General features: G+C 67.8%; 26 protein-coding genes and 2 pseudogenes. 24 read left to right on the plus strand and 4 right to left on the minus strand.

The annotated features are described in order from the left end of the window. Positions 1-145: 145 nt before the first annotated feature. The 14 genes and pseudogenes from DTPSY_RS03555 to hisA all read left to right on the plus strand — a co-directional run bounded on the left by DTPSY_RS03555 (position 146) and on the right by hisA (position 10,952). Entirely contained in the window at positions 146-793 is a 648-nt protein-coding gene (locus DTPSY_RS03555; protein WP_012655713.1) for an MlaC/ttg2D family ABC transporter substrate-binding protein, read from the plus strand. 24 nt (positions 794-817) lie between these two features. Next, a pseudogene (locus tag DTPSY_RS03560) lies at positions 818-1,099 on the plus strand (STAS domain-containing protein); the annotation flags it as partial. A 97-nt stretch (positions 1,100-1,196) separates the two neighbouring features. Then, a complete protein-coding gene (locus DTPSY_RS03565) occupies positions 1,197-2,114 on the plus strand; it encodes an ABC transporter ATP-binding protein (RefSeq protein WP_012655714.1) in 918 nt (305 codons plus the stop codon). Next, positions 2,111-2,866 (plus strand): ABC transporter permease, encoded by a 756-nt coding sequence (locus tag DTPSY_RS03570; RefSeq protein WP_012655715.1) that lies wholly within the window; start codon positions 2,111-2,113, stop codon positions 2,864-2,866. The genes DTPSY_RS03565 and DTPSY_RS03570 overlap by 4 nt, the downstream gene beginning before the upstream one ends. A gap of 1 nt (position 2,867) precedes the next feature. Continuing rightward, positions 2,868-3,116 carry a BolA family protein gene (locus tag DTPSY_RS03575; RefSeq protein ID WP_011804206.1) on the plus strand — a complete coding sequence of 83 codons (249 nt, stop codon included), beginning with the start codon at positions 2,868-2,870 and terminating at the stop codon, positions 3,114-3,116. A 221-nt stretch (positions 3,117-3,337) separates the two neighbouring features. Next, positions 3,338-4,660 carry a UDP-N-acetylglucosamine 1-carboxyvinyltransferase gene (murA, locus tag DTPSY_RS03580; RefSeq protein ID WP_012655716.1) on the plus strand — a complete coding sequence of 441 codons (1,323 nt, stop codon included), beginning with the start codon at positions 3,338-3,340 and terminating at the stop codon, positions 4,658-4,660. Next, entirely contained in the window at positions 4,657-5,307 is a 651-nt protein-coding gene (gene hisG, locus DTPSY_RS03585) for an ATP phosphoribosyltransferase (RefSeq protein ID WP_011804208.1), read from the plus strand. Before murA ends, hisG begins: the two co-directional genes overlap by 4 nt. Positions 5,308-5,471: 164 nt before the next feature. Then, positions 5,472-6,791 carry a histidinol dehydrogenase gene (gene hisD / locus DTPSY_RS03590; RefSeq protein WP_012655717.1) on the plus strand — a complete coding sequence of 440 codons (1,320 nt, stop codon included), beginning with the start codon at positions 5,472-5,474 and terminating at the stop codon, positions 6,789-6,791. Positions 6,792-6,955: 164 nt separating this feature from the next. Continuing rightward, positions 6,956-7,141: pseudogene (locus DTPSY_RS18780) on the plus strand (PIN domain-containing protein); the annotation flags it as partial. A 96-nt stretch (positions 7,142-7,237) separates the two neighbouring features. Further along, a complete protein-coding gene (locus DTPSY_RS18630; protein ID WP_256376608.1) occupies positions 7,238-7,657 on the plus strand; it encodes a PIN domain-containing protein in 420 nt (139 codons plus the stop codon). Positions 7,658-7,695: 38 nt separating this feature from the next. Further along, on the plus strand, positions 7,696-8,802 hold the full coding sequence (gene hisC / locus DTPSY_RS03600; RefSeq protein WP_012655719.1) for a histidinol-phosphate transaminase: 1,107 nt from the start codon (positions 7,696-7,698) through the stop codon (positions 8,800-8,802). Then, positions 8,799-9,431: an imidazoleglycerol-phosphate dehydratase HisB gene (gene hisB / locus DTPSY_RS03605; protein ID WP_011804212.1), complete on the plus strand. Its 633-nt coding sequence runs from the start codon at positions 8,799-8,801 to the stop codon at positions 9,429-9,431. The genes hisC and hisB overlap by 4 nt, the downstream gene beginning before the upstream one ends. A 50-nt stretch (positions 9,432-9,481) precedes the next feature. Further along, positions 9,482-10,150 (plus strand): imidazole glycerol phosphate synthase subunit HisH, encoded by a 669-nt coding sequence (gene hisH, locus DTPSY_RS03610; RefSeq protein WP_011804213.1) that lies wholly within the window; start codon positions 9,482-9,484, stop codon positions 10,148-10,150. 58 nt (positions 10,151-10,208) lie between these two features. Further along, the gene (gene hisA / locus DTPSY_RS03615) at positions 10,209-10,952 is read left to right on the plus strand and encodes a 1-(5-phosphoribosyl)-5-[(5-phosphoribosylamino)methylideneamino]imidazole-4-carboxamide isomerase (RefSeq protein ID WP_012655720.1); all 744 of its coding nucleotides are present in this window, start codon (positions 10,209-10,211) and stop codon (positions 10,950-10,952) included. Between the two features lie 45 nt (positions 10,953-10,997). Here the strand turns inward: hisA and DTPSY_RS03620 are convergent, their stop codons facing one another. From DTPSY_RS03620 to DTPSY_RS03635, 4 genes are read right to left on the minus strand one after another with little or no spacing between them, the layout of a single operon-like run. Then, entirely contained in the window at positions 10,998-12,068 is a 1,071-nt protein-coding gene (locus DTPSY_RS03620) for an HlyD family secretion protein (RefSeq protein WP_012655721.1), read from the minus strand. Then, entirely contained in the window at positions 12,065-14,179 is a 2,115-nt protein-coding gene (locus DTPSY_RS03625; RefSeq protein WP_012655722.1) for a TolC family protein, read from the minus strand. The genes DTPSY_RS03620 and DTPSY_RS03625 overlap by 4 nt, the downstream gene beginning before the upstream one ends. A gap of 1 nt (position 14,180) precedes the next feature. Beyond that, on the minus strand, positions 14,181-15,506 hold the full coding sequence (locus DTPSY_RS03630; protein WP_012655723.1) for a glycosyltransferase family 2 protein: 1,326 nt from the start codon (positions 15,504-15,506) through the stop codon (positions 14,181-14,183). Between the two features lie 6 nt (positions 15,507-15,512). After that, positions 15,513-16,907: a TackOD1 domain-containing metal-binding protein gene (locus tag DTPSY_RS03635; protein ID WP_012655724.1), complete on the minus strand. Its 1,395-nt coding sequence runs from the start codon at positions 16,905-16,907 to the stop codon at positions 15,513-15,515. Between the two features lie 232 nt (positions 16,908-17,139). Here DTPSY_RS03635 and galE point away from each other — a divergent pair, with 232 nt between their 5' ends. From galE to tatC, 10 genes are all read left to right on the plus strand, one after another. Continuing rightward, complete coding sequence (gene galE / locus DTPSY_RS03640) at positions 17,140-18,159, plus strand: UDP-glucose 4-epimerase GalE (protein ID WP_012655725.1); 1,020 nt, start codon at positions 17,140-17,142, stop codon at positions 18,157-18,159. 158 nt (positions 18,160-18,317) lie between these two features. Next, on the plus strand, positions 18,318-19,097 hold the full coding sequence (gene hisF / locus DTPSY_RS03645; protein WP_011804224.1) for an imidazole glycerol phosphate synthase subunit HisF: 780 nt from the start codon (positions 18,318-18,320) through the stop codon (positions 19,095-19,097). Positions 19,098-19,201: 104 nt separating this feature from the next. Beyond that, positions 19,202-19,600, plus strand: coding sequence for a phosphoribosyl-AMP cyclohydrolase (gene hisI, locus DTPSY_RS03650; protein WP_012655726.1), 399 nt, complete (start codon positions 19,202-19,204; stop codon positions 19,598-19,600). 6 nt (positions 19,601-19,606) lie between these two features. After that, complete coding sequence (locus DTPSY_RS03655) at positions 19,607-20,005, plus strand: phosphoribosyl-ATP diphosphatase (RefSeq protein WP_011804226.1); 399 nt, start codon at positions 19,607-19,609, stop codon at positions 20,003-20,005. After that, positions 20,005-20,391, plus strand: coding sequence for a DUF4870 family protein (locus tag DTPSY_RS03660; RefSeq protein ID WP_012655727.1), 387 nt, complete (start codon positions 20,005-20,007; stop codon positions 20,389-20,391). The genes DTPSY_RS03655 and DTPSY_RS03660 overlap by 1 nt, the downstream gene beginning before the upstream one ends. Beyond that, positions 20,384-21,424 (plus strand): patatin-like phospholipase family protein, encoded by a 1,041-nt coding sequence (locus tag DTPSY_RS03665; protein ID WP_012655728.1) that lies wholly within the window; start codon positions 20,384-20,386, stop codon positions 21,422-21,424. The genes DTPSY_RS03660 and DTPSY_RS03665 overlap by 8 nt, the downstream gene beginning before the upstream one ends. 39 nt (positions 21,425-21,463) lie before the next feature. Next, positions 21,464-21,823, plus strand: a complete 360-nt coding sequence (locus DTPSY_RS03670; RefSeq protein ID WP_012655729.1) for a histidine triad nucleotide-binding protein — start codon at positions 21,464-21,466, stop codon at positions 21,821-21,823. Positions 21,824-21,918: 95 nt separating this feature from the next. Further along, positions 21,919-22,167 (plus strand): Sec-independent protein translocase subunit TatA, encoded by a 249-nt coding sequence (gene tatA, locus DTPSY_RS03675; RefSeq protein WP_012655730.1) that lies wholly within the window; start codon positions 21,919-21,921, stop codon positions 22,165-22,167. Positions 22,168-22,199: 32 nt separating this feature from the next. After that, positions 22,200-22,679, plus strand: coding sequence for a Sec-independent protein translocase protein TatB (tatB, locus tag DTPSY_RS03680; protein WP_012655731.1), 480 nt, complete (start codon positions 22,200-22,202; stop codon positions 22,677-22,679). A gap of 62 nt (positions 22,680-22,741) precedes the next feature. After that, positions 22,742-23,530: a twin-arginine translocase subunit TatC gene (tatC, locus tag DTPSY_RS03685; protein ID WP_012655732.1), complete on the plus strand. Its 789-nt coding sequence runs from the start codon at positions 22,742-22,744 to the stop codon at positions 23,528-23,530. The last annotated feature ends 48 nt before the right edge of the window (positions 23,531-23,578 follow it).

A 23,578-nucleotide genomic window follows, 5' to 3' on the forward strand; every position in this document is an offset into this window, starting at 1 on the left:
GCCCCTGGCTGACAGGCGCGGTTGCAGTTGCTTGCATCCCTGCACGGCGGCGACGCATGTGCAGCGCGGGGCGCCCTCCACAATCTACCCAACGAAACCAGATATGGCAGCGCACGGCGTGGCGCTGCACGCAAGGAGCCTCACCATGATGAACCGCCGTACCCTGATCCATGCCGCCGCCGCGATGGCGGTGGCCACGTGGGTGGCCGTGCCCCAGGCCGCGCTGGCGGCCGACGAGGCACCGGATGCCCTCGTCAAGCGCCTCTCGGTCGATGTGCTGGAGACGCTGCGCAAAGACAAATCCATCAAGGCCGGCGACGTGGACCGCATCATGGCGCTGGTGGACAAGACCATCCTGCCCCACGTGAACTTCCGCCGCATGACGGCAGCGTCCGTCGGGCCGGGCTGGCGCAAGGCTACGCCGGAGCAGCAGGCGCGCCTGCAGGACGAGTTCAAGACACTGCTGGTGCGCACTTACGCGGGCGCGCTCAGCCAGGTCACGGACCAGAGCATCGTTGTGAAGCCGCTGCGCGCAGCCGCCGAAGACAAGGACGTGCTCGTGCGCACCGAAATCCGCGGCCGGGGCGACCCGATACAACTGGACTACCGTCTGGAGAAGACGCCGGGCGAGGGTGCGGGCTGGAAAATCTACAACCTCAACGTTCTGGGGGTGTGGCTGGTGGAAACCTACCGCAGCCAGTTCGCGCAGGAGATCAACGCCAAGGGCGTGGATGGCCTGATCGAGGCGCTGGTGGCGCGCAACAAGGCCAACGCCGCCTCCAGCGCCAAGTAACCAGAACAGCAACAGAAAGAAGCGAAAGGCCTGTGCATGCTGGTGCTGCCCGCTGAACTCACCCACCGCCACGCTGGCGCCACCCTGCGCATGCTGCTGCAAGGGCTCAAGGCCCAGGACGAATCGCTGGTGGTGGTGGATGCCGGTGCGCTGACGGCCTTCGACTCTTCCGCACTCGCGGTGCTGTTGGAGTGCCGCCGCGCGGCGGTGTTCGAGAATCGGGGCTTCGTGGTCAAGGCCCTGCCGCCGGCGCTGTCCAGCCTGGCGGGGCTGTACGGGGTGCAGGAACTGCTGCCCGCCCTGTAGCGGCGGCCTGCGGGGCTGACCACACCTACGGGTTGCCTGCCGGCCAAACCCCTGCGGACACGCGCGGAAGAGCCCCCCTTTAGAATGCCGCTCTTCCATGCCCGCCGTCTCCTTCCAATCCATTTCCAAGAGCTTTTCCACTCCCCGGGGGCCTTTCCAGGCGCTGCAGGATGTCAGTCTGGACATCGAGGAGGGCGAGTTCTTCGGCCTGCTGGGCCCCAACGGCGCCGGCAAGACCACGCTGATCAGCATCCTCGCCGGGCTGGCGCGCGCCACCAGCGGCCGCGTCAGCGTGCTGGGCCATGACGTGCAAACCCAGTTTGCCGCCGCGCGCAGGCTGTTGGGCGTGGTGCCGCAGGAACTGGTGTTCGACCCGTTCTTCAACGTGCGCGAGACGCTGCGCATCCAGTCCGGCTACTTCGGCGTGAAGAACAACGACGTCTGGATCGATGAGCTGCTGGAAAACCTGGGGCTGGCCGACAAGGCCACGGCCAACATGCGCCAGCTCTCGGGCGGCATGAAGCGCCGCGTGCTCGTGGCCCAGGCGCTGGTGCACAAACCGCCCATCATCGTGCTGGACGAGCCTACGGCCGGTGTGGACGTGGAACTGCGCCAGACGCTGTGGCAGTTTGTGGCCCGCCTCAACAAGCAGGGCCACACGGTGCTGCTGACCACCCATTACCTTGAAGAGGCCGAGGCGCTGTGCACGCGGCTGGCCATGCTCAAGCGCGGGCGCGTCGTGGCCTTGGCGCGCACGTCCGAGCTGCTGCAGGCGGCCTCCACCAACGTCCTGCGGTTCAAGACCGACGATACGCTGCCGGCCGACCTGGCAGCGCTGGCGCGCGTGACCGGCCGCGTGGCCCAGTTGCCCGCGCAGGACGCGCAGGAGATCGAGCAGTTGCTGGCCCGGCTGCGCGCCGCCGGCGTGCGCGTGGAGGATGTGGAGATCCGCAAGGCCGACCTGGAGGATGTGTTCCTCAACGTCATGGCGGCCGAGCAGGAGGAGCACGCATGATCGGCTGGCAGACCCTGTTCTACAAGGAAGTGCTGCGCTTTTGGAAGGTGGGCTTCCAGACCGTGGCGGCGCCGGTGCTCACGGCGGTGCTGTACCTGCTGATCTTCGGCCATGTGCTCGAAGACCATGTCAAGGTCTATGACCGGCTGAGCTACACCGCCTTCCTGGTGCCCGGCCTGGTGATGATGAGCGTGCTGCAGAACGCCTTTGCCAACAGCTCGTCCAGCCTGATCCAGAGCAAGATCATGGGCAGTCTGGTGTTCGTGCTGCTCACGCCGCTGTCGCACCGTGCCTGGTTCGCGGCCTACGTGGGCTCGTCCATGGTGCGCGGCCTGGTGGTGGGCCTGGGTGTGTTCATCGTCACGCTGGCGTTCGCCACGCCGCAGTTCGCCGCGCCGCTGTGGATTCTTGCGTTCGCGCTGCTGGGCGCGGCGCTGCTGGCCACGCTCGGGGTCATCGCGGGACTGTGGGCCGACAAGTTCGACCAGATGGCGGCATTCCAGAACTTCATCATCGTGCCCATGACCTTCCTGTCGGGCGTGTTCTATTCGGTGCAATCGCTGCCGCCGTTCTGGCAGGGCGCAAGCCACCTGAACCCGTTCTTCTACATGATCGACGGCTTCCGCTACGGCTTCTTCGGCGTGAGCGACGTCTCCCCCTGGCTCAGCCTGGGCGTCGTCGGCCTGGCATGGGCGCTGGTCAGCCTGCTGGCGCTGCACCTGCTGCGCACGGGCTACAAAATCAGGAACTGACATGACTGCAGACCAACTCAAGGACATCATCAGCGCGGGCATGGCCTGCGACCACATCACGCTGGAGGGCGACGGCCGCCACTGGTACGCCACCATCGTGTCGTCCGAGTTCGAGGGCAAGCGCTCCATCCAGCGCCACCAGCGTGTCTACGCCACACTGGGCGCACGCATGCAGTCGGACGAGGTGCATGCGTTGTCCATGAAGACCTTTACCCCCGCCGAGTGGGCGCAGGCCCAGGCGGGCGACTGATACGGCCCCGTCCTTCGCAAGATGGCCGTGCGGCCGGGACCGTGCCCCGGCGCGGGGGCGGCACGGGCGTCATGCCCCGGTCCTCGCCGGTGGATGGGCGCATACACCGTCGCGCGGCGTTCCCCCAAAGAATTCGCGCACTATTATTTTAATAGCTGCTACCGCTTGATAGATAAGCGCTAGAGCCATTTTTGGCACTGAATGCAGCAACCGGCAAACCCATGGACAAACTCCTGATTCGCGGTGGCCGCCCCCTGGTGGGCGAGGTGCCGATTTCCGGCGCCAAGAACGCCGCGCTGCCCGAGCTGTGCGCCGCGCTGCTCACGGCCGACCCGGTCACCCTGCACAACGTGCCGCGCCTGCAGGACGTAGCCACCATGCTGCGGCTCATCCGGAACATGGGCGTGCAGGTGGACCGCATCGCTAACCCCGACTGCTCCGTGGCCGATGCGGCCGGCATAGTGCGCCTGGACGCGGGCGCCCTGTCCACGCCTGAGGCGCCCTACGATCTGGTCAAGACCATGCGCGCCTCGGTACTGGCGCTGGGGCCGCTGCTGGCGCGTTTCGGCGAGGCCACGGTGTCGCTGCCGGGCGGCTGCGCCATCGGATCGCGCCCGGTGGATCAGCACATCAAGGGGCTGCAGGCCATGGGCGCGCAGATCGTGGTCGAGCACGGCTACATGATCGCCAGGCTGCCGCAGGGGTGCACGCGACTCAGGGGGGCGCGCATCACCACCGACATGGTCACGGTGACCGGCACCGAGAATCTGCTCATGGCCGCCACGCTGGCTGAGGGGGAGACCGTGCTGGAGAACGCCGCGCAGGAACCCGAGGTGGCGGACCTGGCCGAGATGCTCATCAAGATGGGCGCGCGTATCGAGGGCCATGGCACCAGCCGCATCCGCATCCAGGGGGTCGAGCGGCTGCACGGCTGCGAGCACGCCGTCGTGGCCGACCGCATCGAGGCCGGCACCTTCCTGTGCGCCGTGGCCGCCACGGGCGGCGACGCGCTGCTGCGCCACGGGCGTGCCGACCACCTGGACGCCGTGATCGACAAACTGCGCGACGCGGGCGTGCAGGTGGCGCCGGAAGAGGGTGGCATCCGCGTGCGCAGCCCTGGCGCGGCGCAGCTCAAGGCGCAGGGCTTTCGCACCACTGAGTACCCGGGCTTTCCCACCGACATGCAGGCGCAGTTCATGGCGCTGAACGTGGTGGCCCAGGGCACCGCCACGGTGGCCGAGACGATCTTCGAGAACCGTTTCATGCACGTCAACGAGTTGTTGCGCCTTGGCGCGAAAATCCAGACCACGGATGGCCGCGTAGCGGTGATCGAGGGGCTGGGCGGCGCGGCGCCTGCGGGGGCGCGGCTGTCGGGCGCCACCGTCATGGCCACCGACCTGCGCGCCTCGGCCAGCCTGGTGATCGCCGGCTTGGTGGCCGACGGGGAAACGCTGGTGGACCGCATCTACCATCTGGACCGCGGCTACGACTGCATGGAAGCCAAACTGCGCGGCCTGGGGGCCGACATCGAGAGAATTCAATGACGCAGCAGATCACACTCGCCCTGTCCAAGGGCCGCATCTTCGAAGAAACCCTGCCTCTGCTGGCCGCTGCCGGCATCGAGGTGCTGGAAGACCCGGAGAAGTCGCGCAAGCTCATCCTGCCCACCAGCCGCCCCGAGGTGCGCGTGGTGCTGGTGCGTGCCACCGACGTGCCGACCTACGTGCAATACGGCGGCGCCGATCTGGGTGTGGCCGGCAAGGACTCGCTCATCGAGCACGGCGGCCAAGGGCTGTTCCGCCCGCTGGATCTGAAGATTGCCAAGTGCCGCGTGAGCGTGGCCGTGCGCGCCGATTTCGACTACCGCGAGGCCGTCACCCAGGGCTCACGCCTGAAGGTGGCCACCAAATACACCAGCATCGCGCGCGATTTCTTCGCCAGCAAGGGCGTGCACGTGGACCTCATCAAGCTCTACGGCAGCATGGAACTGGCGCCGCTCACCGGCCTGGCCGATGCCATCGTGGACTTGGTCTCCACTGGCAACACGCTCAAGGCCAACAACCTGGTGGAGGTCGAGCAGATCATGGACATCAGTTCGCACCTGGTGGTGAACCAGGCCGCGCTGAAGCTGAAGCAGGCGCCGCTGCGCCGCATCATCGACGCATTCGCCTCCGCCGTGCCGCAGGGCTGAGGGGTGCGCAGGGCTGCGTCTGCGCCGCTTTGGTTCCGCGTCCATCGCCCGGCATTGCAACCGCGCGCCGTGGCCCGAGTTATGGTGAGAACATCGTGGCCGGGCACCCCTCGGCTACCGCAACGGCGCGCCGATTCCTTTCGTACATTCTGAGTAGGTCCACTATGCAATTCGTAGCTGCTCCCGTCCGCCTGTCCACCGCTGACGACACTTTCGAGGTGGAGTTTTCCGCACGCCTGCACTGGTCGGCGGACACGGATGCGGCCATCGAGCAGCGCGTGGCGGGCATCCTGGCCGACGTGCGCGAGCGCGGCGACGCCGCAGTGCTGGAGTACACGCAGCGCTTCGACGGCCTGCATGCGCAGGGCTTGCCGTCGCTGGAGCTCAAGGCCAGCGAACTGCAAGCCGCCTTCGACGGCCTGCCCGCGGCGCAGCGCGACGCGCTGACGGCCGCCGCCGCCCGCGTGCGCCGCTACCACGAGGCGCAGAAAAAGGCCAATGGCGAAAGCTGGAGCTACCGCGACGACGACGGCACCCTGCTGGGCCAGAAAGTCACGCCGCTGGACCGCGTGGGCATCTACGTGCCGGGCGGCAAGGCCGCGTACCCGAGCAGCGTGCTCATGAACGCCATTCCGGCGCACGTGGCGGGCGTGCAGGACATCATCATGGTCGTGCCCACGCCCCAGGGCACCAAAAACCCGCTGGTGCTGGCCGCGGCGCATGTGGCGGGCGTCACGCGCGCCTTCACCATCGGCGGCGCGCAGGCCGTGGCGGCGCTGGCCTATGGCACGCAGACCATTCCCAAGGTGGACAAGATCACCGGCCCCGGCAACGCCTACGTGGCCAGCGCCAAGAAGCATGTGTTCGGCACCGTGGGCATCGACATGATTGCCGGCCCCAGCGAGATTTTGGTGCTGGCCGACGGCAGCACGCCGGCGGAATGGGTGGCGATGGATCTCTTCTCGCAGGCCGAGCACGACGAGCTGGCGCAGTCCATCCTGCTGTGCCCTGATGCGGCCTACATTGACCAGGTCCAGTCCGCCATCGACCGTCTGCTGCCCCAGATGCCGCGCGCCGAGATCATCGCCAAGAGCCTCACCGGGCGCGGCGCGCTGATCCACACGCGCAGCATGGAAGAGGCGTGTGAGATCAGCAACCGTATCGCTCCCGAGCACCTGGAGGTGAGCAGCCGCGAGCCGCACCGCTGGGAGCCGCTGCTGCGCCACGCGGGCGCGATCTTCCTGGGCGCCTACACCAGCGAATCGCTGGGCGACTATTGCGCTGGGCCCAACCATGTGCTGCCCACCAGCGGCACGGCACGCTTTTCGTCGCCGCTGGGCGTGTACGACTTTCAAAAGCGCAGCAGCATCATCGAGGTGAGCGAGCAGGGCGCGCAGAGCCTGGGCCGCATCGCCAGCGTGCTGGCGCATGGCGAGGGGCTGCAGGGGCATGCACGGGCGGCGGAGATGCGGCTCAAGTCCTGACCGGTCTGACGGCCTGTACGCTACCAAGCCACCTTGCAAGGTGGCTTTGTCTTTTCAAAAATGAGAGCGCGTAGCGCTGAATGACAAAGCGTTAGAAGCAAAAAACACATCAAACTCAAGAAACACGAATCTCGTGTGACACGAAATTCGTGTACGATGAACGCATGAAGAACGTCACCATCACCGTGGACGATCCGGTGCTCGAATGGGCCCGTATCGAGGCGGCGCGGCGCGGCACCAGCGTGTCGCGCATGGTGGGGGACTTTCTAGGCGAGATGCAGCGCCGCGAGGACGCCTACGAGCGTGCCTACCTCGCCTGGCGCACGGACGAGCGCACCTGGCGCGCGGGCGCCGCAGCGCGGCGTATCCACGGCTTCGAGCGCAGTCCTGCCCACGTAGGTGAGGCGCCGCAGCCGCTGCAGCGCAGCCTGGAGCAACCCGTGTTTGTGGACACGGCCGTGCTGGTCGCCGCCGAGGACGGCGCCGATGCCGCCCTGCAAGCCCCGGTGCTGGCCTGTCTGGACTTGCTGTGGCGCGAGCGCCTGGGGCGTGTCAGCAGCCAGGTGCTGGCCGAGTTTTACGACACCGTGACGCGCGCCGCCAGCGCGCCCATGCCGCACGGCGATGCACGCGCGGCCATCCGCCGCTACCACAGCTGGACGCCCTGGCAGATCGATGCTGCCACGCTGGAGACCGCCTGGGCGCTGGAGGCGCGGCACCAACTGGCCTGGGGCGACTGCCTGGCGCTGGCCGCCGCGCAGCACAGCGGCTGCGCGAGTCTGCTGTCGCTGAGCCTGCCGCAGGGCGCGCAGTACGGCGGCGTAGAGGTGCTGCATCCGCTGCATTGCGCGTTGGCTGTCCCCTGATGTGGCGGCGCCGCCCGATCGAATGGAGTGATGAACGCATGACAACCCCTTCTGCCGAACTGCCCGCGCTGGCGCGCATCCGCGACGACGTGCGGGCCATGCAGGCTTACGTCGTGGCCGATGCGACCGGCTACCTGAAGATGGACGCGATGGAGAACCCCTTCGGCCTGCCGCCCGCGCTGCAGGCCGCGCTGGGGCAGCGCCTGGGGCAACTCGCGCTCAACCGCTACCCCGGTACGCGCCAGAACGACCTGAAGGCTGCGCTGGCGGCCTACGCAGGGGAGCCGGCAGGCTCGGCCGTGCTGCTGGGCAATGGTTCCGACGAGCTCATTTCCCTCGTGGCGCTGGCCTGCGCGCGTGCGCAGGCGACCGTGCTGGCGCCCGTGCCGGGCTTCGTGATGTATGCGATGAGCGCGCAGCTGCAGGGCTTGGGCTTCGTGGGCGTGCCGTTGACGGCGGACTTCGAGCTGGACGAGGCCGCGATGCTGGACGCGATCGCCCAGCACCGCCCGGCCATCACCTTCCTGGCCTATCCCAACAACCCCACGGCCACGCTGTGGGACGAGGCCGTGGTGCAGCGCATCATCGACGCCGCCGGTGCGCAGGGCGGCATCGTGGTCATGGACGAGGCCTACCAGCCCTTTGCCAGCCGCAGCTGGATCGAGCGCATGCGCGCGCAGCCCGAGCGCAACGGCCATGTGCTGCTGATGCGCACGCTCTCCAAGTTCGGCCTGGCCGGCGTGCGCCTGGGCTACATGATCGGCCCCGCCGCGCTGGTGGCCGAGGTCGACAAGGTGCGCCCGCCGTACAACGTGAGTGTGCTCAACACCGAGGCCGCCCTGTTCGCGCTGGAACATGCCGACGTGTTCGCCGCCCAGGCCGACGAGCTGCGTGCCGCGCGCACCGAGCTGCTGGCCGCGCTGCGCGCCATGCCCGGCATTGAGCGCGTGTGGGACAGCCAGGCCAACATGGTGCTGGTGCGTGTGCCCGATGCCGCCCGCGCCTATGAGGGCATGAAGGCCCGCAAGGTGCTCGTCAAGAACGTTTCTACAATGCATCCATTGCTGGCAGGCTGCCTGCGTCTGACGGTGGGCAGCAGTGCCGACAACGCCCAGATGCTCACAGCGCTCCAGGCATCCCTATGACTTCCTCCGCACTCGTTCCTTCTTCCGCAGAACTCTGCCCCGACCGCACGGCCGAGGTCAGCCGCACGACGGCCGAGACGCGCATCACCGTGCGCGTGAATCTCGACGGCACCGGCGCGGCCAGCCTGCACACCGGCATCGGCTTCTTCGACCACATGCTCGACCAGATCGCGCGCCATGGGCTGATCGACCTGCAGATCGACTGCGACGGCGACCTGCACATCGACGGCCACCACACGGTGGAAGATGTGGGCATCACGCTGGGCCAGGCTTTCGCGCGGGCCGTGGGCGACAAGAAGGGCATCCGCCGCTACGGCCATGCCTACGTGCCGCTCGATGAAGCCCTGTCACGCGTGGTGGTGGACTTCTCGGGCCGCCCGGGGCTGCACCTGCACATTCCGTTCACCGCCGGGAGCATTGGCGGTTTCGACACCCAGCTCACCTACGAATTCTTCCAGGGCTTCGTGAACCATGCGGGCGTTACGCTGCACATCGACAATCTGAAGGGCATCAACGCCCACCACCAGTGCGAGACGGTGTTCAAGGCCTTCGCGCGCGCGCTGCGCGCCGCGCTGGAGCGCGACCCGCGCGCCGCAGGCGTGATCCCCTCCACCAAGGGTTCCCTGTAAAATTCAAGCCAAATTGGCCTGTAACGCTTATCCATCAAGCGCAAGCAGCTATGAATAGTGAAGCAAAAACCGTCGCGGTCGTGGACTACGGCATGGGCAACCTGCGCTCCGTCTCGCAGGCCGTGCAGGTCGCGGCGCAGGGCAGCGGTTTCCGGGTAATGGTCACCGCGCACCCCGATGAGGTGCGCGCGGCCGACCGTGTGGTGTTGCCCGGCCAGGGCGCCATGCCGGACTGCATGCGCGAGTTGCGGGAGTCGGGCCTGCTCGAATCCGTGCTGGAGGCTGCCGCATCCAAGCCGCTGTTTGGCGTATGTGTGGGCATGCAGATGCTGCTGGACCACAGCGCCGAGGGCGACACCCCCGGGCTGGGCCTGATCCCGGGCGAGGTGCTCAAGTTCGACCTGGCCGGGCGCACCCAGCCCGACGGCAGCCGCTACAAGGTCCCCCAGATGGGCTGGAACCGCGTGCGCCAGGCGCGCCACGGCGGCGTGGCGCACCCGGTATGGGCGGGCGTGCCCGACGACAGCTACTTCTACTTCGTGCACAGCTTCTACGCGCGCCCGGCCAACCCGCTGCACTGCGCCGGCGAGGCTGACTACGGCGGCCCCTTTGCTGCGGCCATCGCACGCGATAATATTTTTGCTACCCAGTTCCACCCGGAGAAAAGCGCCGAGCACGGCCTGGCGCTGTACCGCAACTTCTTGCACTGGAAGCCCTGATTCTTCAACCCGGCAGGGCCGGGCCTTGTGCGGCTCGCCCCATTCCCCGCTCACCATCATGCTGCTCATCCCCGCCATCGACCTCAAGGACGGCCACTGCGTACGCCTCAAGCAAGGTGACATGGACCAATCGACCACCTTTGGCGAAGACCCCGCCGCCATGGCCCGCAAGTGGGCGGATGCGGGCGCGCGCCGCCTGCACCTGGTGGACCTGAACGGCGCGTTTGCCGGCCAGCCCAAGAACAAGGCGGCCATCAAGGCCATCCTGGCCGAGGTGGGCGCCGACATTCCGGTGCAGTTGGGCGGCGGCATCCGCGACTTGGACACCATCGAGCGCTACATCGACGCCGGGCTGCGGTACGTCATCATCGGCACGGCCGCGGTGAAGAACCCCGGCTTCCTCAAGGATGCGTGCAGCGCGTTTGGCGGCCACATCATCGTGGGCCTGGACGCCAAGGACGGCAAGGTGGCCACCGACGGCTGGAGCAAGCTCACCGGCCACGAGGTGGTTGATCTGGCGCGCAAGTTCCAGGACTGGGGCGTGGAATCCATCATCTACACCGACATCGGCCGCGACGGCATGCTCTCGGGCATCAATATCGAGGCTACGGTGAAGCTGGCCCAGGCCCTCACCATCCCAGTGATCGCCTCGGGCGGCCTGGCCGGCATCGCGGACATCGAGAAGCTCTGCGAAGTCGAAAACGAAGGCGTGGAAGGCGTCATCTGCGGGCGCGCGATCTATTCCGGCGACCTGGATTTCGCAGCCGCGCAGCATCGCGCCGACGAGCTGAGCCTGGCCTGAGCCCGGGCGGCCTGGTGCCTTCACCCGGCGGCGTATGCGGCCGGGTCAGAACCAGCGGCTGGCCACCCAGTCGAAACGCACATCCAGCGGCAATTGGTGGATGTGGTAGGGCGCTGGCAACGGCTCCAGCGCCTGGAGTTTCACCACGATGGACGGCGTGCGCGGGGTCAGCGGCGACACGCGGTCGGCCGGCGGGCTTTGCGCCTCCATCATGAGCCCCACCACTTTCGCGCGCACCTTGCCCCCGTCCATGAAATGCAGCGTGGCCATGCGGCCGACTTGCGCGTAGCGCGCCTTGTCTGGCGGCAGGTAGGCATGCACCAGCGGTTCCCCGCGCCGCTGCAGTACGGCGACCTCCGCGCCCTGGGCTACCCAGTCCCCCGGGCGCACCAGGGCCTGCACCGCGGTGGCGGCAAAGGGCGCAAGGGCGGTGCCGGGCTGCGCGGGCGCAGCTTCTTCTGAGGGGGGCTGTGGCGTTGCAGGCGCTGCCGGGGCCGGCATGGCAGCCGGCACACTCGCCATCAACATGCGCTGCTCGCGCACATCGGCGCGGGCGCGGCTGAGGTCCGCCTCGGCCTGCAGGACCTGAAAGCGCAGGTTGTCCACTTCCTGGCGTGTGGCGGCCCCTTGCTCGCGCAAGCCCTGCATGGTGTGCAGCCTTTCCTGCTGGATCGCCAGCCGGCGGCTGGCCAGGCGCTCGGCCTCGGTCAGCAGCGCCAGCCTGGCGGTGTGGGCCTGCGCCTGGGCGGGTTCCTGCGCATGCGGCGTGGGCCTTTGCGTGGCGGCAGGCGGTGCGGGGGTGTCCGTCGGCGTGCGCTCCAGCGCCATCACGGGCTGGCCGGGTTCCAGCGGTGCGCCGGGCGCCGCCACGAATGCCACGCGGCCGGCGGCCGGTGCGCGCAGGGTGGCCTGCTCCAGCACGACCTGGGCCGGCGTACTCTCCCACCAGTAGGCGATGCCGAAGCGGACCAGCAGGTAGGCGGGGGCCACCAGCACCATGGCAAGCAGCAAATACCAGCGCCAGCGCGGCACGCGGCGCTTGGCGGCCGCATAGCGCACTTCCAGGCCGTTGGTTTCCTGCGCCGAGGTGGGCGGCGCGTCAAAATTGATCTTCAAGGCCGAGCCTCCCTATAGTCTTCCCACGACTGCACCACGACGCCCCCAAAGCCCGGCAGGCCGGCCAATTGGTGTGCCAGCGCATCCCAGCGCTGCAGGGACCGGGCCTTGCCCAACGCGAAGCTGCTCTCTTGCGCCGGCAGCGCGGATTCGATGCTTTGCGCGACCGCGATGCGCAACCCCGCTGGCGCTGCTGACAACAACGGCCGGGCGAGGGTGGCGGTGCGCTCGGGGTTGTTCACGTAGAGCATCGCCACCACTTCGCCGACCCCGGCTGCGTGTACGCGTGCGGCAAAACCGGGTTGCTGCAGTTCACGGTAGTGTGTCGTCAGGGCCAGGGGCCAGGGAGCCGCGGCGCGCACCGCCTGCAGCGTGTCGATGAGGTGGCGGCTCCAGTCGCGCTGCTGGGCAGCGGGAAGCTGGCTGCGCTCCAGGTCCAGGTGCAGGGCATCGGCGGGCAGGTCGCGCAAGGACTCCACCAGGGCCAGCAGTCGCGCGCGCTCGTGGGGCAACACCCAGGTGGGCTCACCCAGCAGCAGTTCGAGCGTCAACTGCCGTGCCTGCGCCTGGGCGCGCAGGGCCATCCACCGCGCCCGGCCGTCGGGCCGTGCCAGGGCCTGCAACTGCGCCGCCGTGAACGACAGCAGCAGGCGGTGGCTGCGAGGGGGCAGTTCGTCCAGTTGCGCGGGCTGGTCCAGCAGGGCTTGCCCCTGCCACACATACCAGCCCAGGCCGGTCTCGCCGGGCACCGCCTTGGCGGAGGTCGGTGCCGTGCCCGCGGCCAGCGCGGCGACCGTCGCGGCCCAGGGATCGGGTGCCGCGGGGGCGTCGTGCCAGGCCAGCGTGCATCCATCGCCCAGGGCCAGCACGTCCAGGGCGGCCAGGTCGCGCCGCTCTGCGCCGTCCACCACCTGCACGGCGGCCTGGTACAGCGCATAGCGCGTGGTAAGCAGCTTGGAATAGCCATCGCCGTCGAAGGCGTTCAGGCGCAACTGCGCGATCCGAAGCGCCTCGGCCGCGGCCTGCTGGCGGTGTTGGTGGCCTGCCATTTCCTTGTCGCGCAGCCGATAGGCGGCCAGGGCCTGCTGGGCCGCGGCCTCCAGTTCGCCGCGGCGCAAGGCCAGCAGCGCCTGAGCGCGGTCGATCTCGCCCTGCGCCTGGGCCAGGGCCGCGTCGCGCTGGCTGCGCCACTGCAGCGGCAGAGAAAAATCAACGCCCACGCGCGTGCTGTGGCCCGTGGGGCCGCCGATGTCACGGCTGAACGACTGCGCCAGCGAGATGCTGGCTTGCACCCCTTCCAGGCGCGCATGCTGCTGGCGCTGCTGGGCTGCGTCCACCTCCTGTTGTGCCAGCGTGACGGCAGGGGATCGGTCCAGCGCCGCTGCGCCGGGGGCCAGACAGGTCTGGGGCCAGGCGGGTTCCTGCGTCTGCACGGCTGCGGCGGGCTGTCCCGTCAGGCGCTCGATCTCGGCGCGGGCCAGATCCCGCGCGGCACTCTGGCTGTCATGCGTCGCCTGCACGATGTTGAACAGGCCGCCGAGGTCCAGCCGGTCGGCCTCCAGCAGCACGCCAGCGGCGTGGCGGCTCGCCAATTGCTCCTGCGCCTCGGCGCGCACCCGCAGGAAGGCGTCCGCCAGGCGGATGCGCTCCACACTGCGCAGGTGGCGCACATACGCGCGGCGCACGGCAAGCACGGCCTCGTTTTCCATCTGCAGGCGGCGCAGTCGGCTTTGCTCCACGGCATGCTGGGCATCGTCCACCGTGCGTTGCTGCGCCGCGCGCGTGCCCAGCAGGGGCCAGCGCACCCCCAGGTGCATCTGGGTGCGCTGGTAGTCGCGGCTGAGGGTATCGGTCACCGCCTCGCGCGCGTTGTCCACGCCCGCGCCGCCAAACAGCTGGGCACCACTGCCCGCCTGCAGGGCGGCGCTGCGCTGCTCGGCCACGGTAACGTCCGCCTGCGCCAGCCGGGCCGATGGGGCGAAGGCGCGGACGCGGTCCTCCAGCTGCGTGAGGGAGACCGGCGGGCTGGCGTGGGCCGCGGCGCCCTGCGGGCCCGCGCAGATGCAGGCCAGCAGGGCGATCAGGGTGTGACGGGGGCTGCGCTGGAACATGTCAGAACTTGGTCTTGCGCAGCACCCACCAGGGCGCCATGGACGAGTCCAGGTGGGACTTCATGAACATCTCGGCCATGATGGAGAACGAGCAGTGGATGCGGTTGACGAAGGCAAAGAGGGGAAACAGCGGCAGGAAGCCCAGGTACCACACGTCGTCCCGCGGCCGCTCGGATACGGCCACGACGTACAGCAGGAAGTAAAACAGCAGCGCGGCCAGGTAGGCGAGGTAGATGAAGGCCAGCACGCCCATCACCACCCCCAAGGGCATGGTGAAGAGCATGGTGCCGGTGTACGCCACGATCAGGAACGGCAGCACGAGCTGCATCAGCAGGCCGTTCACGATGACGAACAGGAAGTTGCGCCAGCCCAGCAGGCGCGGGCGCAGGTTGAAGCGGAACTTGCGGATGAAGATGTAGAACATGTCTCCATCCCAGCGCAGGCGCTGGCGAAAGAAGACGCGCCAGGTGTCCGGGGCGTCCGTGTGCCCGACGGCGTGCGGGTCGAACACGATGCGCAGGTCCGGGTGCCGGCCGAAGTACTGCTTGATGCGCATCGTCATATCCAGGTCTTCGGCGGTGCCGGCGTCCCACCCGCCCAGGTTGCGCAGGAACCGGGTGCGAAAGACGCCGAACGCGCCGGAGATGTTGTTGACGATGTTGAATTCCGACAGTCCGGTCTTGCCCGCGCCGATGGAGAGCATGTATTCCAGTGCCTGCAGCCGCGTGACCAGCGAGCGCTTGGCGTTGCGCACGCGCAGGTTACCCGCCACGCCCACGACGCCCGGGTCATCGAAGTGGCGCGTGGCGTTGCGCACCATGTCGTTATCGAAAGAGGTGTCGCCGTCCAGTGCCATCACCACCTCGCCCGTGGCAATGGACAGGCCCGCGTTCAGCGACGACACGCGTCCCCCGCGCTGCCACTTGGGCAGCACCACCAGGCTGCGGCGCTGGGTGCCTGCCAGCAGCGACTGCGCGCGCCGCGCGGCGCGCAGCGTGGGGCCGTTTTGCAGCGCGCCGTCGATCACGGCGATGATCTCGATGAAGCCGGGGTACAGCTGTTGCGCCAGCGACCCGATGGTCTTGCCCACGTCCTCCCCCTCGGAATAGCAGGTGATGACGCACGACACGCGCGGATAGGCTTCGCGCTGGCGTAGCGGGCGGTGCTCACGCAATCCGTACTTCACCATGCCTGCGGTGACCAGCAGGAAGAAGGGCGCCTCCAGGAACACGACGAACGGAAAGAACTTGAGCGCCAGCTCCACCCAGTTCTGCTGGCTGGAGCTGGCGAACAGCGTCGCGAAGGCAAAGACGGCGGTGTCCCACATGCGGCGTCAGGCCTGGTCGAGCAGCCGTTCCATCAGCGCCGCTGCGCTGTCTCCGGCGCGCAGGTCCTGCGGCATCTGAAGATGGCGGATGCGCGCCTGCAGCGCCGATGGGGCAGCCGCCACCGTCTGGTCGGACAGCGCGCGCTGCAGTCGCGCGGACAGGCCTGCGGGGTCGGAGAACGGCAGGAACAGCCAGAGCTTGTCCTCCTGCGTGCGGGTGGTGATGTCTGACGTGCGCAGCAATTCGTGCAGGCGGCGCGCGAACTCGTCCAGCAGCAGGAAGACGCGCGCGGCCCCCAGCTCCTCGATGAGTTCCGTGGCGTTGGTGAACTCGATCAGCATGAGCCCGAACCGCATCTCCGGATGGCGCGTGGTCACGGCCAGTGCCCAGTCGAGCATGCGCCGGAAATGGGGCGCCTCAACGTAGTTGGCGGTGTCGAGCGCCGCAAACGACTCCTGGATCTGCCCTGCGCGCAGCGCGGTGCGGCCGTGTGCGCTCAGGCGCAGGCTGGCGATTTCGCGTACATCCAGGGCACTGGGCGCGCAGCTGGTGCGGCAGGCCAGGCAGCGTGCCTGCGTCGCGGTCTCCACGAACACGTGATGGCAGCTGCCGCAGGCGTACTGCGTCAGCGGGCGGTCATAGTCCACACCAATGTGGCGCAGCGCCGCGCTGCACTGGGGGCAGGAGAGACCGCCGTCGTGGTGGAAGTCGCTCTCGGGCGCCACATGCCCGCAGGAGAAGCAGTGCAGCGAGGCTTCCTTGCGGATCTGCAGGCTGGAGCAGTGCGGGCAGACGTCGATGTAGTGGATGTGAGCGCTGCCGCAGGTGCGGCAGTGGCGCGTGCGGTCCACGAGTTGGGCGGGCTCCAAGAGCTTGCGGCGCACCAGGGTCGCGAGGCAGGCACCGGGATCCTCGCCCCGCTGCGCCAGGGCGTCCACCACGGGATAGTGGTAGAGCATGGGGTGCGTGAGCGTGCACTGCGGCGCCAGCTCCATCGCGTCGCGCACGTACAGGAAGTACAGCACGCGCTCTTCCAGGCGCATGTCCGTCAGGGCCAGGCGCAGGCTGCGGCGTACGGCCAGGCTGCGCTCCGCGCGGGCCACCGCGTCGGCATAAGGTGCGGCGGTGTCGGCCAGCACGGAGGCTTCGCCCTCGCCGGGGGCCACCACGGCCAGGCGGTCCCACCAGGGGCTGCGGCGCAACTGGAGAATCAGATCGTCCGCGGCGGGAGCATCCCACCCCTCCAGGTAAAAACCGAGGGGCTGCACGGACGACAGCGTGAAGGCGTCCCAGGAATCGAAGACCTGGGCCTGGGGCTGTGCCGGAACCGGTTGTCCCGAGGGCCGCAGCACGACCATGGATTCGGCGGGGGGCGTGGCGGAAGAGGGCGATACAGTCATTCGGAACGGAACGCACCGCGCGCCGTCGGCACAGGCGGTTGATCAGCAAAAAGAGGGTGGATAGCGGCCAATAACCCACGTCCATCCGCGCGCGCGCCCTGCGGGAAGAGCGCCGGCGGCCATGTGGGGCGCAAGCCAAGGTTACCCGATTACAACGCGCCCCGGCCTCACGCGGTTGAATGAAGTCCGGCGGTACAGTCATGCCTTTGGGCATTTTCGAGGACGAGAGGACATGATTCTTGTAACCGGGGGCGCGGGCTTCATCGGCACCCACACCTGCGCGGCCCTTGCCGATGCAGGCATTCCCACCTTGCTGCTCGACAACTTCAGCAACAGCCGCCGCAGCGTGCTGGACCGCCTGGCGCGCATCACCGGCAAGCCGGTGGCGTGCGTCGAGGGCGACGTGCGCGACGCGCAGTTGCTGCGGCAACTGTTTGCGTCCCACCCCATCGAGGGCGTGATCCACTTCGCCGCGCTCAAGGCCGTGGGCGAATCGGTGCGCGAGCCGCTGCGCTACTACGAAAACAACGTGGCGGGGACGGTGAGCCTGCTGCGCGCCATGCAGGCGGCCGGCGTGCGCACGCTGGTGTTTTCCTCCTCGGCCACGGTGTATGGCGATCCGGCGAGCCTGCCCATCCGCGAGGACTTCCCGCTGTCGGCCACCAACCCTTACGGCTGGAGCAAGCTGATGATGGAGCAGGTGCTGGCCGATGTGGACCACGCCGAGCCCGGCCAGTGGCGCATTGCGCGGCTGCGCTACTTCAACCCCGTGGGCGCGCACGAGAGCGGGCTGATCGGCGAGGACCCGCAGGACATTCCCAACAACCTCATGCCCTACGTGGCCCAGGTGGCCACGGGCCAGCGCGAGGTGCTGAGCGTGTACGGCGGCGACTACCCCACGCCCGACGGCACGGGCGTGCGCGACTACATCCACGTGTGCGATCTGGCCGAAGGCCACGTGGCCGCGCTGCGCTACCTGCGCGCGCATCCGGGGCTGCTCACGGTGAACCTCGGCACGGGACGGCCGGTGTCGGTGCTGGAGATGGTGCGCGGCTTCGAGCAGGCCAGCGGCCGTGCCGTGCCCTACCAGGTGGTGGCGCGCCGCCCCGGCGACGTTGCCGCCTGCTGGGCCGACCCAGCCCAGGCCGAGCGCCTGCTGGGCTGGCGCGCGCGACGCGACGTGCAGGCCATGTGCCGGGATGCCTGGCGCTGGCAGGATGGCGAGGCGCGCCGACTGGGTGATGCTCCTTGATTGATAGCTGGTCGCGCTCGTCAGTCAAGGAATTGATGGGGGAAATGGTTTGGAAACCAAATCCGACGAGCGCGAAAAGCTATTGATTCAATAGCTGAGCATGGTGCCGCCCATGGTATCTTGCGGCCCTTCTTCTTCAAAAGCCGGAGTGCTGGCGCATGCTTGCCAAACGCATCATTCCCTGCCTTGACGTGACCGGTGGCCGTGTCGTCAAGGGTGTCAACTTTGTCGAGCTGCGCGACGCGGGCGATCCGGTGGAGATCGCCGCGCGCTACAACGCGCAGGGCGCCGACGAGCTCACCTTCCTGGACATCACCGCCACCAGCGACGAGCGCGACCTGATCCTGCCCATCATCGAGGCCGTGGCCAGCCAGGTTTTCATCCCCTTGACCGTAGGTGGCGGCGTGCGCACCGTGGAAGACGTGCGCCGCCTGCTCAATGCGGGCGCGGACAAGACCAGCTTCAACTCCGCCGCGATCGCCAACCCCGACGTCATCAGCCAGGCCTCGGCCAAGTACGGCGCGCAGTGCATCGTCGTGGCCATCGATGCCAAGCGCCGCCAGGGCGCGGAAGTAGCCGAGCGCGGCGAGGGCTGGGATGTGTACAGCCATGGCGGGCGCAAGAACACCGGCCTGGACGCCGTGCAGTGGGCCGTGGAGATGGCGCGCCGCGGTGCGGGCGAGATCCTGCTGACCAGCATGGACCGCGACGGCACCAAGAGCGGGTTTGATCTGCAACTCACCCGTGCGGTGAGCGACGCCGTGGGCGTGCCCGTGATCGCCTCGGGCGGCGTGGGCAACCTGGACCATCTGGCCGATGGGGTGCAGCAGGGCGGCGCGGATGCGGTGCTGGCGGCCAGCATCTTCCACTACGGCGAGTTCACCGTGCGCCAGGCCAAGGAGCGCATGCGCGAGCGCGGCATCCCCGTGCGGCTCTGACGCCGTGAATGGATGCCGAAAAGGCCTGTAGCGCGCTTCCAGCAAGCGCTATAAGCTATAAAAAATGCAGCATACATCGGCGTTGTAGCTGCCGATGACCGACAATGGACACCATGAACTGGCTTGATCAACTGAAATGGGATGCGCAGGGCCTGGTGCCCGTCATTGCGCAGGAGGCGGCCACGGGCGACGTGCTGATGTTCGCCTGGATGAACCGCGAGGCGCTGGCCAAGACCGCCGAGCTGGGCCGCGCCGTGTACTACAGCCGCTCGCGCGGCAAGCTGTGGTTCAAGGGCGAGGAGTCGGGCCATGTGCAGCAGGTGCATGACATTCGCCTGGACTGCGACAGCGATGTGGTGCTGCTGAAGGTGACGCAGCTGGGCCACGAGCCCGGCATTGCCTGCCACACGGGCCGTCACAGCTGCTTCTTCAACGCCCTCCAGAATGGCGCGTGGCAGGCTGTCGATCCGGTCTTGAAAGACCCCGAATCCATCTACAAATAAAAAGCCATGACCCGCACCGATACCCATGCCCCTCTGTCGCAGGACGCGCTTGCGCGGCTGGCCGGCGTCATCGAAAGCCGCAAGCCCGCCAACGGCGGCGACCCTGACAAGAGCTACGTCGCGCGACTGCTGCACAAGGGGCCTGACGCCTTCCTCAAGAAGGTGGGCGAGGAGGCGACAGAGGTGGTCATGGCGGCCAAGGACTTGGACCATGGCGCCGACAAGGCCAAGCTGGTGTACGAGGTGGCCGACCTGTGGTTCCACTCGATGATCGCGCTGGCGCACTACGGGCTTGCCCCCGCCGACGTGATTGCCGAGCTGGAGCGCCGCGAGGGCATCAGCGGCATCGAGGAAAAGGCCCTGCGCAAGGCCGCAGCCCGCAGCAGCGAAGAAGGAGGTGCGTGATGAACAACGATATCGTCGACGTGGAGCCCAGCGAGCGGGCCGAATCCCTCAAGACGGTCGGATGGGTCAGCTACATCCTGCACCTGATCGTGGCCGTGGCCGCGGTACTGCCGGGCGCGCAGCCTAGCGCCGCGCTGCTCATCGTCGCGCTGGTGATCGACCTGGTGAAGAAAAGCGATGCCGCGGGTACCTGGCAGGCCAGCCATTTCTCCTGGCGCGTGCGCACCGTGATCTGGGCCGGCGTGCTGTACGCGGTCACTGCGCCGCTGTGGCTGGTTTTCTTTTTCCCGGGTTGGATCGCCTGGGGCCTGATCTCCATCTGGTTCCTCTACCGCATCGTGCGCGGCATGGTGGCCATGAACAAAGGGCAGGCCATCGATGCCTGAGCAGGGCGCGCCGCAGCGGCTCAACCTCGCGCTGCAGGGCGGCGGCTCGCATGGCGCGCTGACCTGGGGCGTGCTGGATGCGTTGCTCGAAGACGGCCAGTTCCTCATCGACGGCGTGAGCGGCACCAGCGCCGGTGCCATGAATGCCGTTGCGCTGGCCCACGGATTCGCCCAGGCCGCGCGGGAACACAAAGACCCGCTGGAGGCGCACCGCGCCGGCTGCGAACTGGCGCGCGCCACGCTGGCGCGGCTGTGGGAAGGCGTGGGCACACTCGGCAGCCTGACCTGGGGCATCCCCTTGCCCGCTGCCGGGCCGCTGCTGGGCATGATGTCCCACTGGCTGTCGCCCTACCAGACCAATCCGCTGGACATCAACCCCCTGCGGAGGGTGCTGGAGCGCGAGGTGGACTTCGAGGCCCTGGTTTCTGCGCGTGCGCCGCAGTCCACCACTGTGCCGCAGGTGTTCGTGTGCGCGACCAATGTGCGCACGGGGCGCGGGGAGATTTTCACCGGCAAGCGGCTCAGCGCCGATGCCGTCATGGCCTCGGCCTGCCTGCCGCTGCTGTTCAAGGCGGTGGAGATTGACGGCGAGCATTACTGGGACGGTGGCTATTCCGGCAACCCCGCGCTGCATCCGCTGATCTACAAGACCGACTGCGCCGATGTGCTGCTGGTGCAGATCAACCCCATTGAACACCAAGGTGTGCCCGACAGCGCCAGCGAGATCATGGAGCGCATGAACGAGGTCACGTTCAACGCCGCCCTGCTGTCCGAACTGCGCGCCATCGAGTTCGTGCGGCGGCTGCTGGCCGAAGGCAAGCTGGACGCGCGCCGCTACAAGAGCGTGCGCATGCACCGCATCGATGGTGGCGCGGTGCTCGAGCCGTTCGGAGCCGCCAGCAAGCTGCGGGCGGACCTGGCCTTCGTGCGCCGCTTGTTCGACCTGGGCAGGGCGGCCGGCCAGGATTGGCTGCAGGCCCACCGGGCGGACGTGGGCGTGCGCACCACGGTCAACATCGCCGACAATGCGTGACCTTTCCACTGCCTGTTGACCGCCTTTTCGCCCTCCGCCATGCAGCACGACCCGAACTGCCTCTTCTGCAAGATCATCGCCGGCCAGATCCCCTCGAAGAAGGTGTACGAGGACGAGCGGGTGTTTGCCTTCCACGACATCCACCCGTGGGCGCCGGTGCATTTTCTCGTGGTGCCCAAGGTCCATCTGCATTCCATGGCGGCGGTCACGCCCGAGCACGCGGACCTGCTGGGGCACATGATGACGCTGGCGCCCAAGCTGGCGCAGGAGCAGGGCTGCAACCCTTATCCGGACGGAGGATTCCGTATCGTGGTAAATACCGGTTCCGAGGGCGGCCAGGAGATCCACCACCTGCACATGCACGTGATCGGCGGTCCCCGTCCCTGGCTCAAGGGGTAAGTTGGCACGCCTGCAGCCGCCGTGAAGTTGCTAGGGATATGAGGGGCCCGACATATCCGCCGTCTAGAATGGGCCGTATTCGTTAGGAGATTTTCATGGGTTCGTTTTCCATTTGGCACTGGCTCATCGTGCTGCTGATCGTCGTGATGGTGTTCGGCACCAAGAAGCTCAAGAACATCGGCTCCGACCTGGGCGGCGCGGTCAAGGGTTTCAAGGACGGCATGAAGGATGGCGCCAGCACCGATGACTCGGCCACCACCAGTGCGCCCGCGGGCCAGGTGACCAACAACAGCGCGGCTGCCGACAAGACCACGATCGACGTCGAAGCCAAGCACAAGAGCTGAACGCCCACGCCTTTCCTGCCTGAGCGTTCCTCATGATCGACATTGGCCTGTCCAAGATGGCGCTGATTGGCGCCGTGGCCCTCATCGTCATCGGCCCCGAGAAGCTGCCGCGCGTCGCGCGCACGGTGGGCACCTTGCTGGGCAAGGCGCAGCGTTATGTGGCCGACGTCAAGGCGGAGGTTAACCGCTCCATGGAGCTGGACGAACTGCGCAAGATGAAAGACACCGTGGAGAACGCGGCGCGCGACGTGGAGCAGACCATCCATACCAGCGCCAGCGATTTCCAGAAGGACATGGAGCACAGCCTGGGCGACGCCTCTGCTTCCGGCAGCACCTACGGGGTGGACCAAGGCCTGTCCACCGTGGTCCCGGCGTACAAGCACCCAGCCAAGAACTGGCGCCTCAAGCGCGGTGCCATGCCCCAGTGGTACAAGGCGCGCGCGGGCGTGCGCACGCGGGTGCAGTCAGGCGCGGCGCGCGTGGCACGGTTCCGCCCTCAGAAATTCCATTGATCCCCTGATGGGCTGCGCCCCGCGCAGTCCGCGCGGGCCATGATCCCGCCTTCACCCCCACCATGTCCGAAACACCGAACAAAGAAGACGAGCTCGCCGGTACCGAGCAGCCTTTCGTGCAGCACCTGATGGAGCTGCGCGACCGCCTCGTGAAGGCCATGATCGCGGTGGGTGTCGTCGCGGCCGCCCTGTTCTTCTATCCCGGTCCCGGCCAGCTGTACGACTTCCTGGCCGCGCCTTTGGTGGCCCATTTGCCGCAGGGGGCGACCATGATCGCCACCTCGGTGATCTCGCCCTTCATGGTGCCGCTCAAGATCCTGCTGATGTCGGCATTCCTTGTGGCGCTGCCCTTCGTGCTGTGGCAGGTGTGGGCCTTCGTGGCGCCGGGGCTGTATTCGCACGAGAAGCGCCTGGTGCTGCCGCTGGTGGTTTCCAGCACGGTGCTGTTCTTCATCGGCGTGGCGTTCTGCTACTTCTTCGTGTTTGGGCAGGTGTTCAGCTTCATCCAGGGTTTTGCACCCAAGAGCATCACTGCCGCGCCGGATATCGAGGCCTACCTGGGCTTCGTGATGACCATGTTCCTCGCCTTCGGCTTGGCCTTTGAGGTGCCGATCGCCGTGGTGGTGCTGGCGCGCCTGAACGTCGTGAGCGTGGAAAAGCTCAAGAGCTTCCGCGGCTACTTCATCGTGGTCGCGTTCGTGATCGCCGCCATCGTCACGCCGCCGGACGTGGTGTCGCAACTGGCGCTGGCGATTCCCATGTGCCTGCTCTACGAGTTGGGGATCTGGGCGGCGCAGCTATTCATCCGCCATACCAAGGCACCCGAGGATCCGCAGGAATCCGCGCCGTGAGCGTGCGCTGAGCCACCGCCGCGCTGCAGGGGGCCGCCGGCGCCCGGT

This window comes from [Acidovorax] ebreus TPSY (genome assembly GCF_000022305.1).
GTDB classification, from domain to species: Bacteria; Pseudomonadota; Gammaproteobacteria; order Burkholderiales; family Burkholderiaceae_C; genus Diaphorobacter; species Diaphorobacter nitroreducens.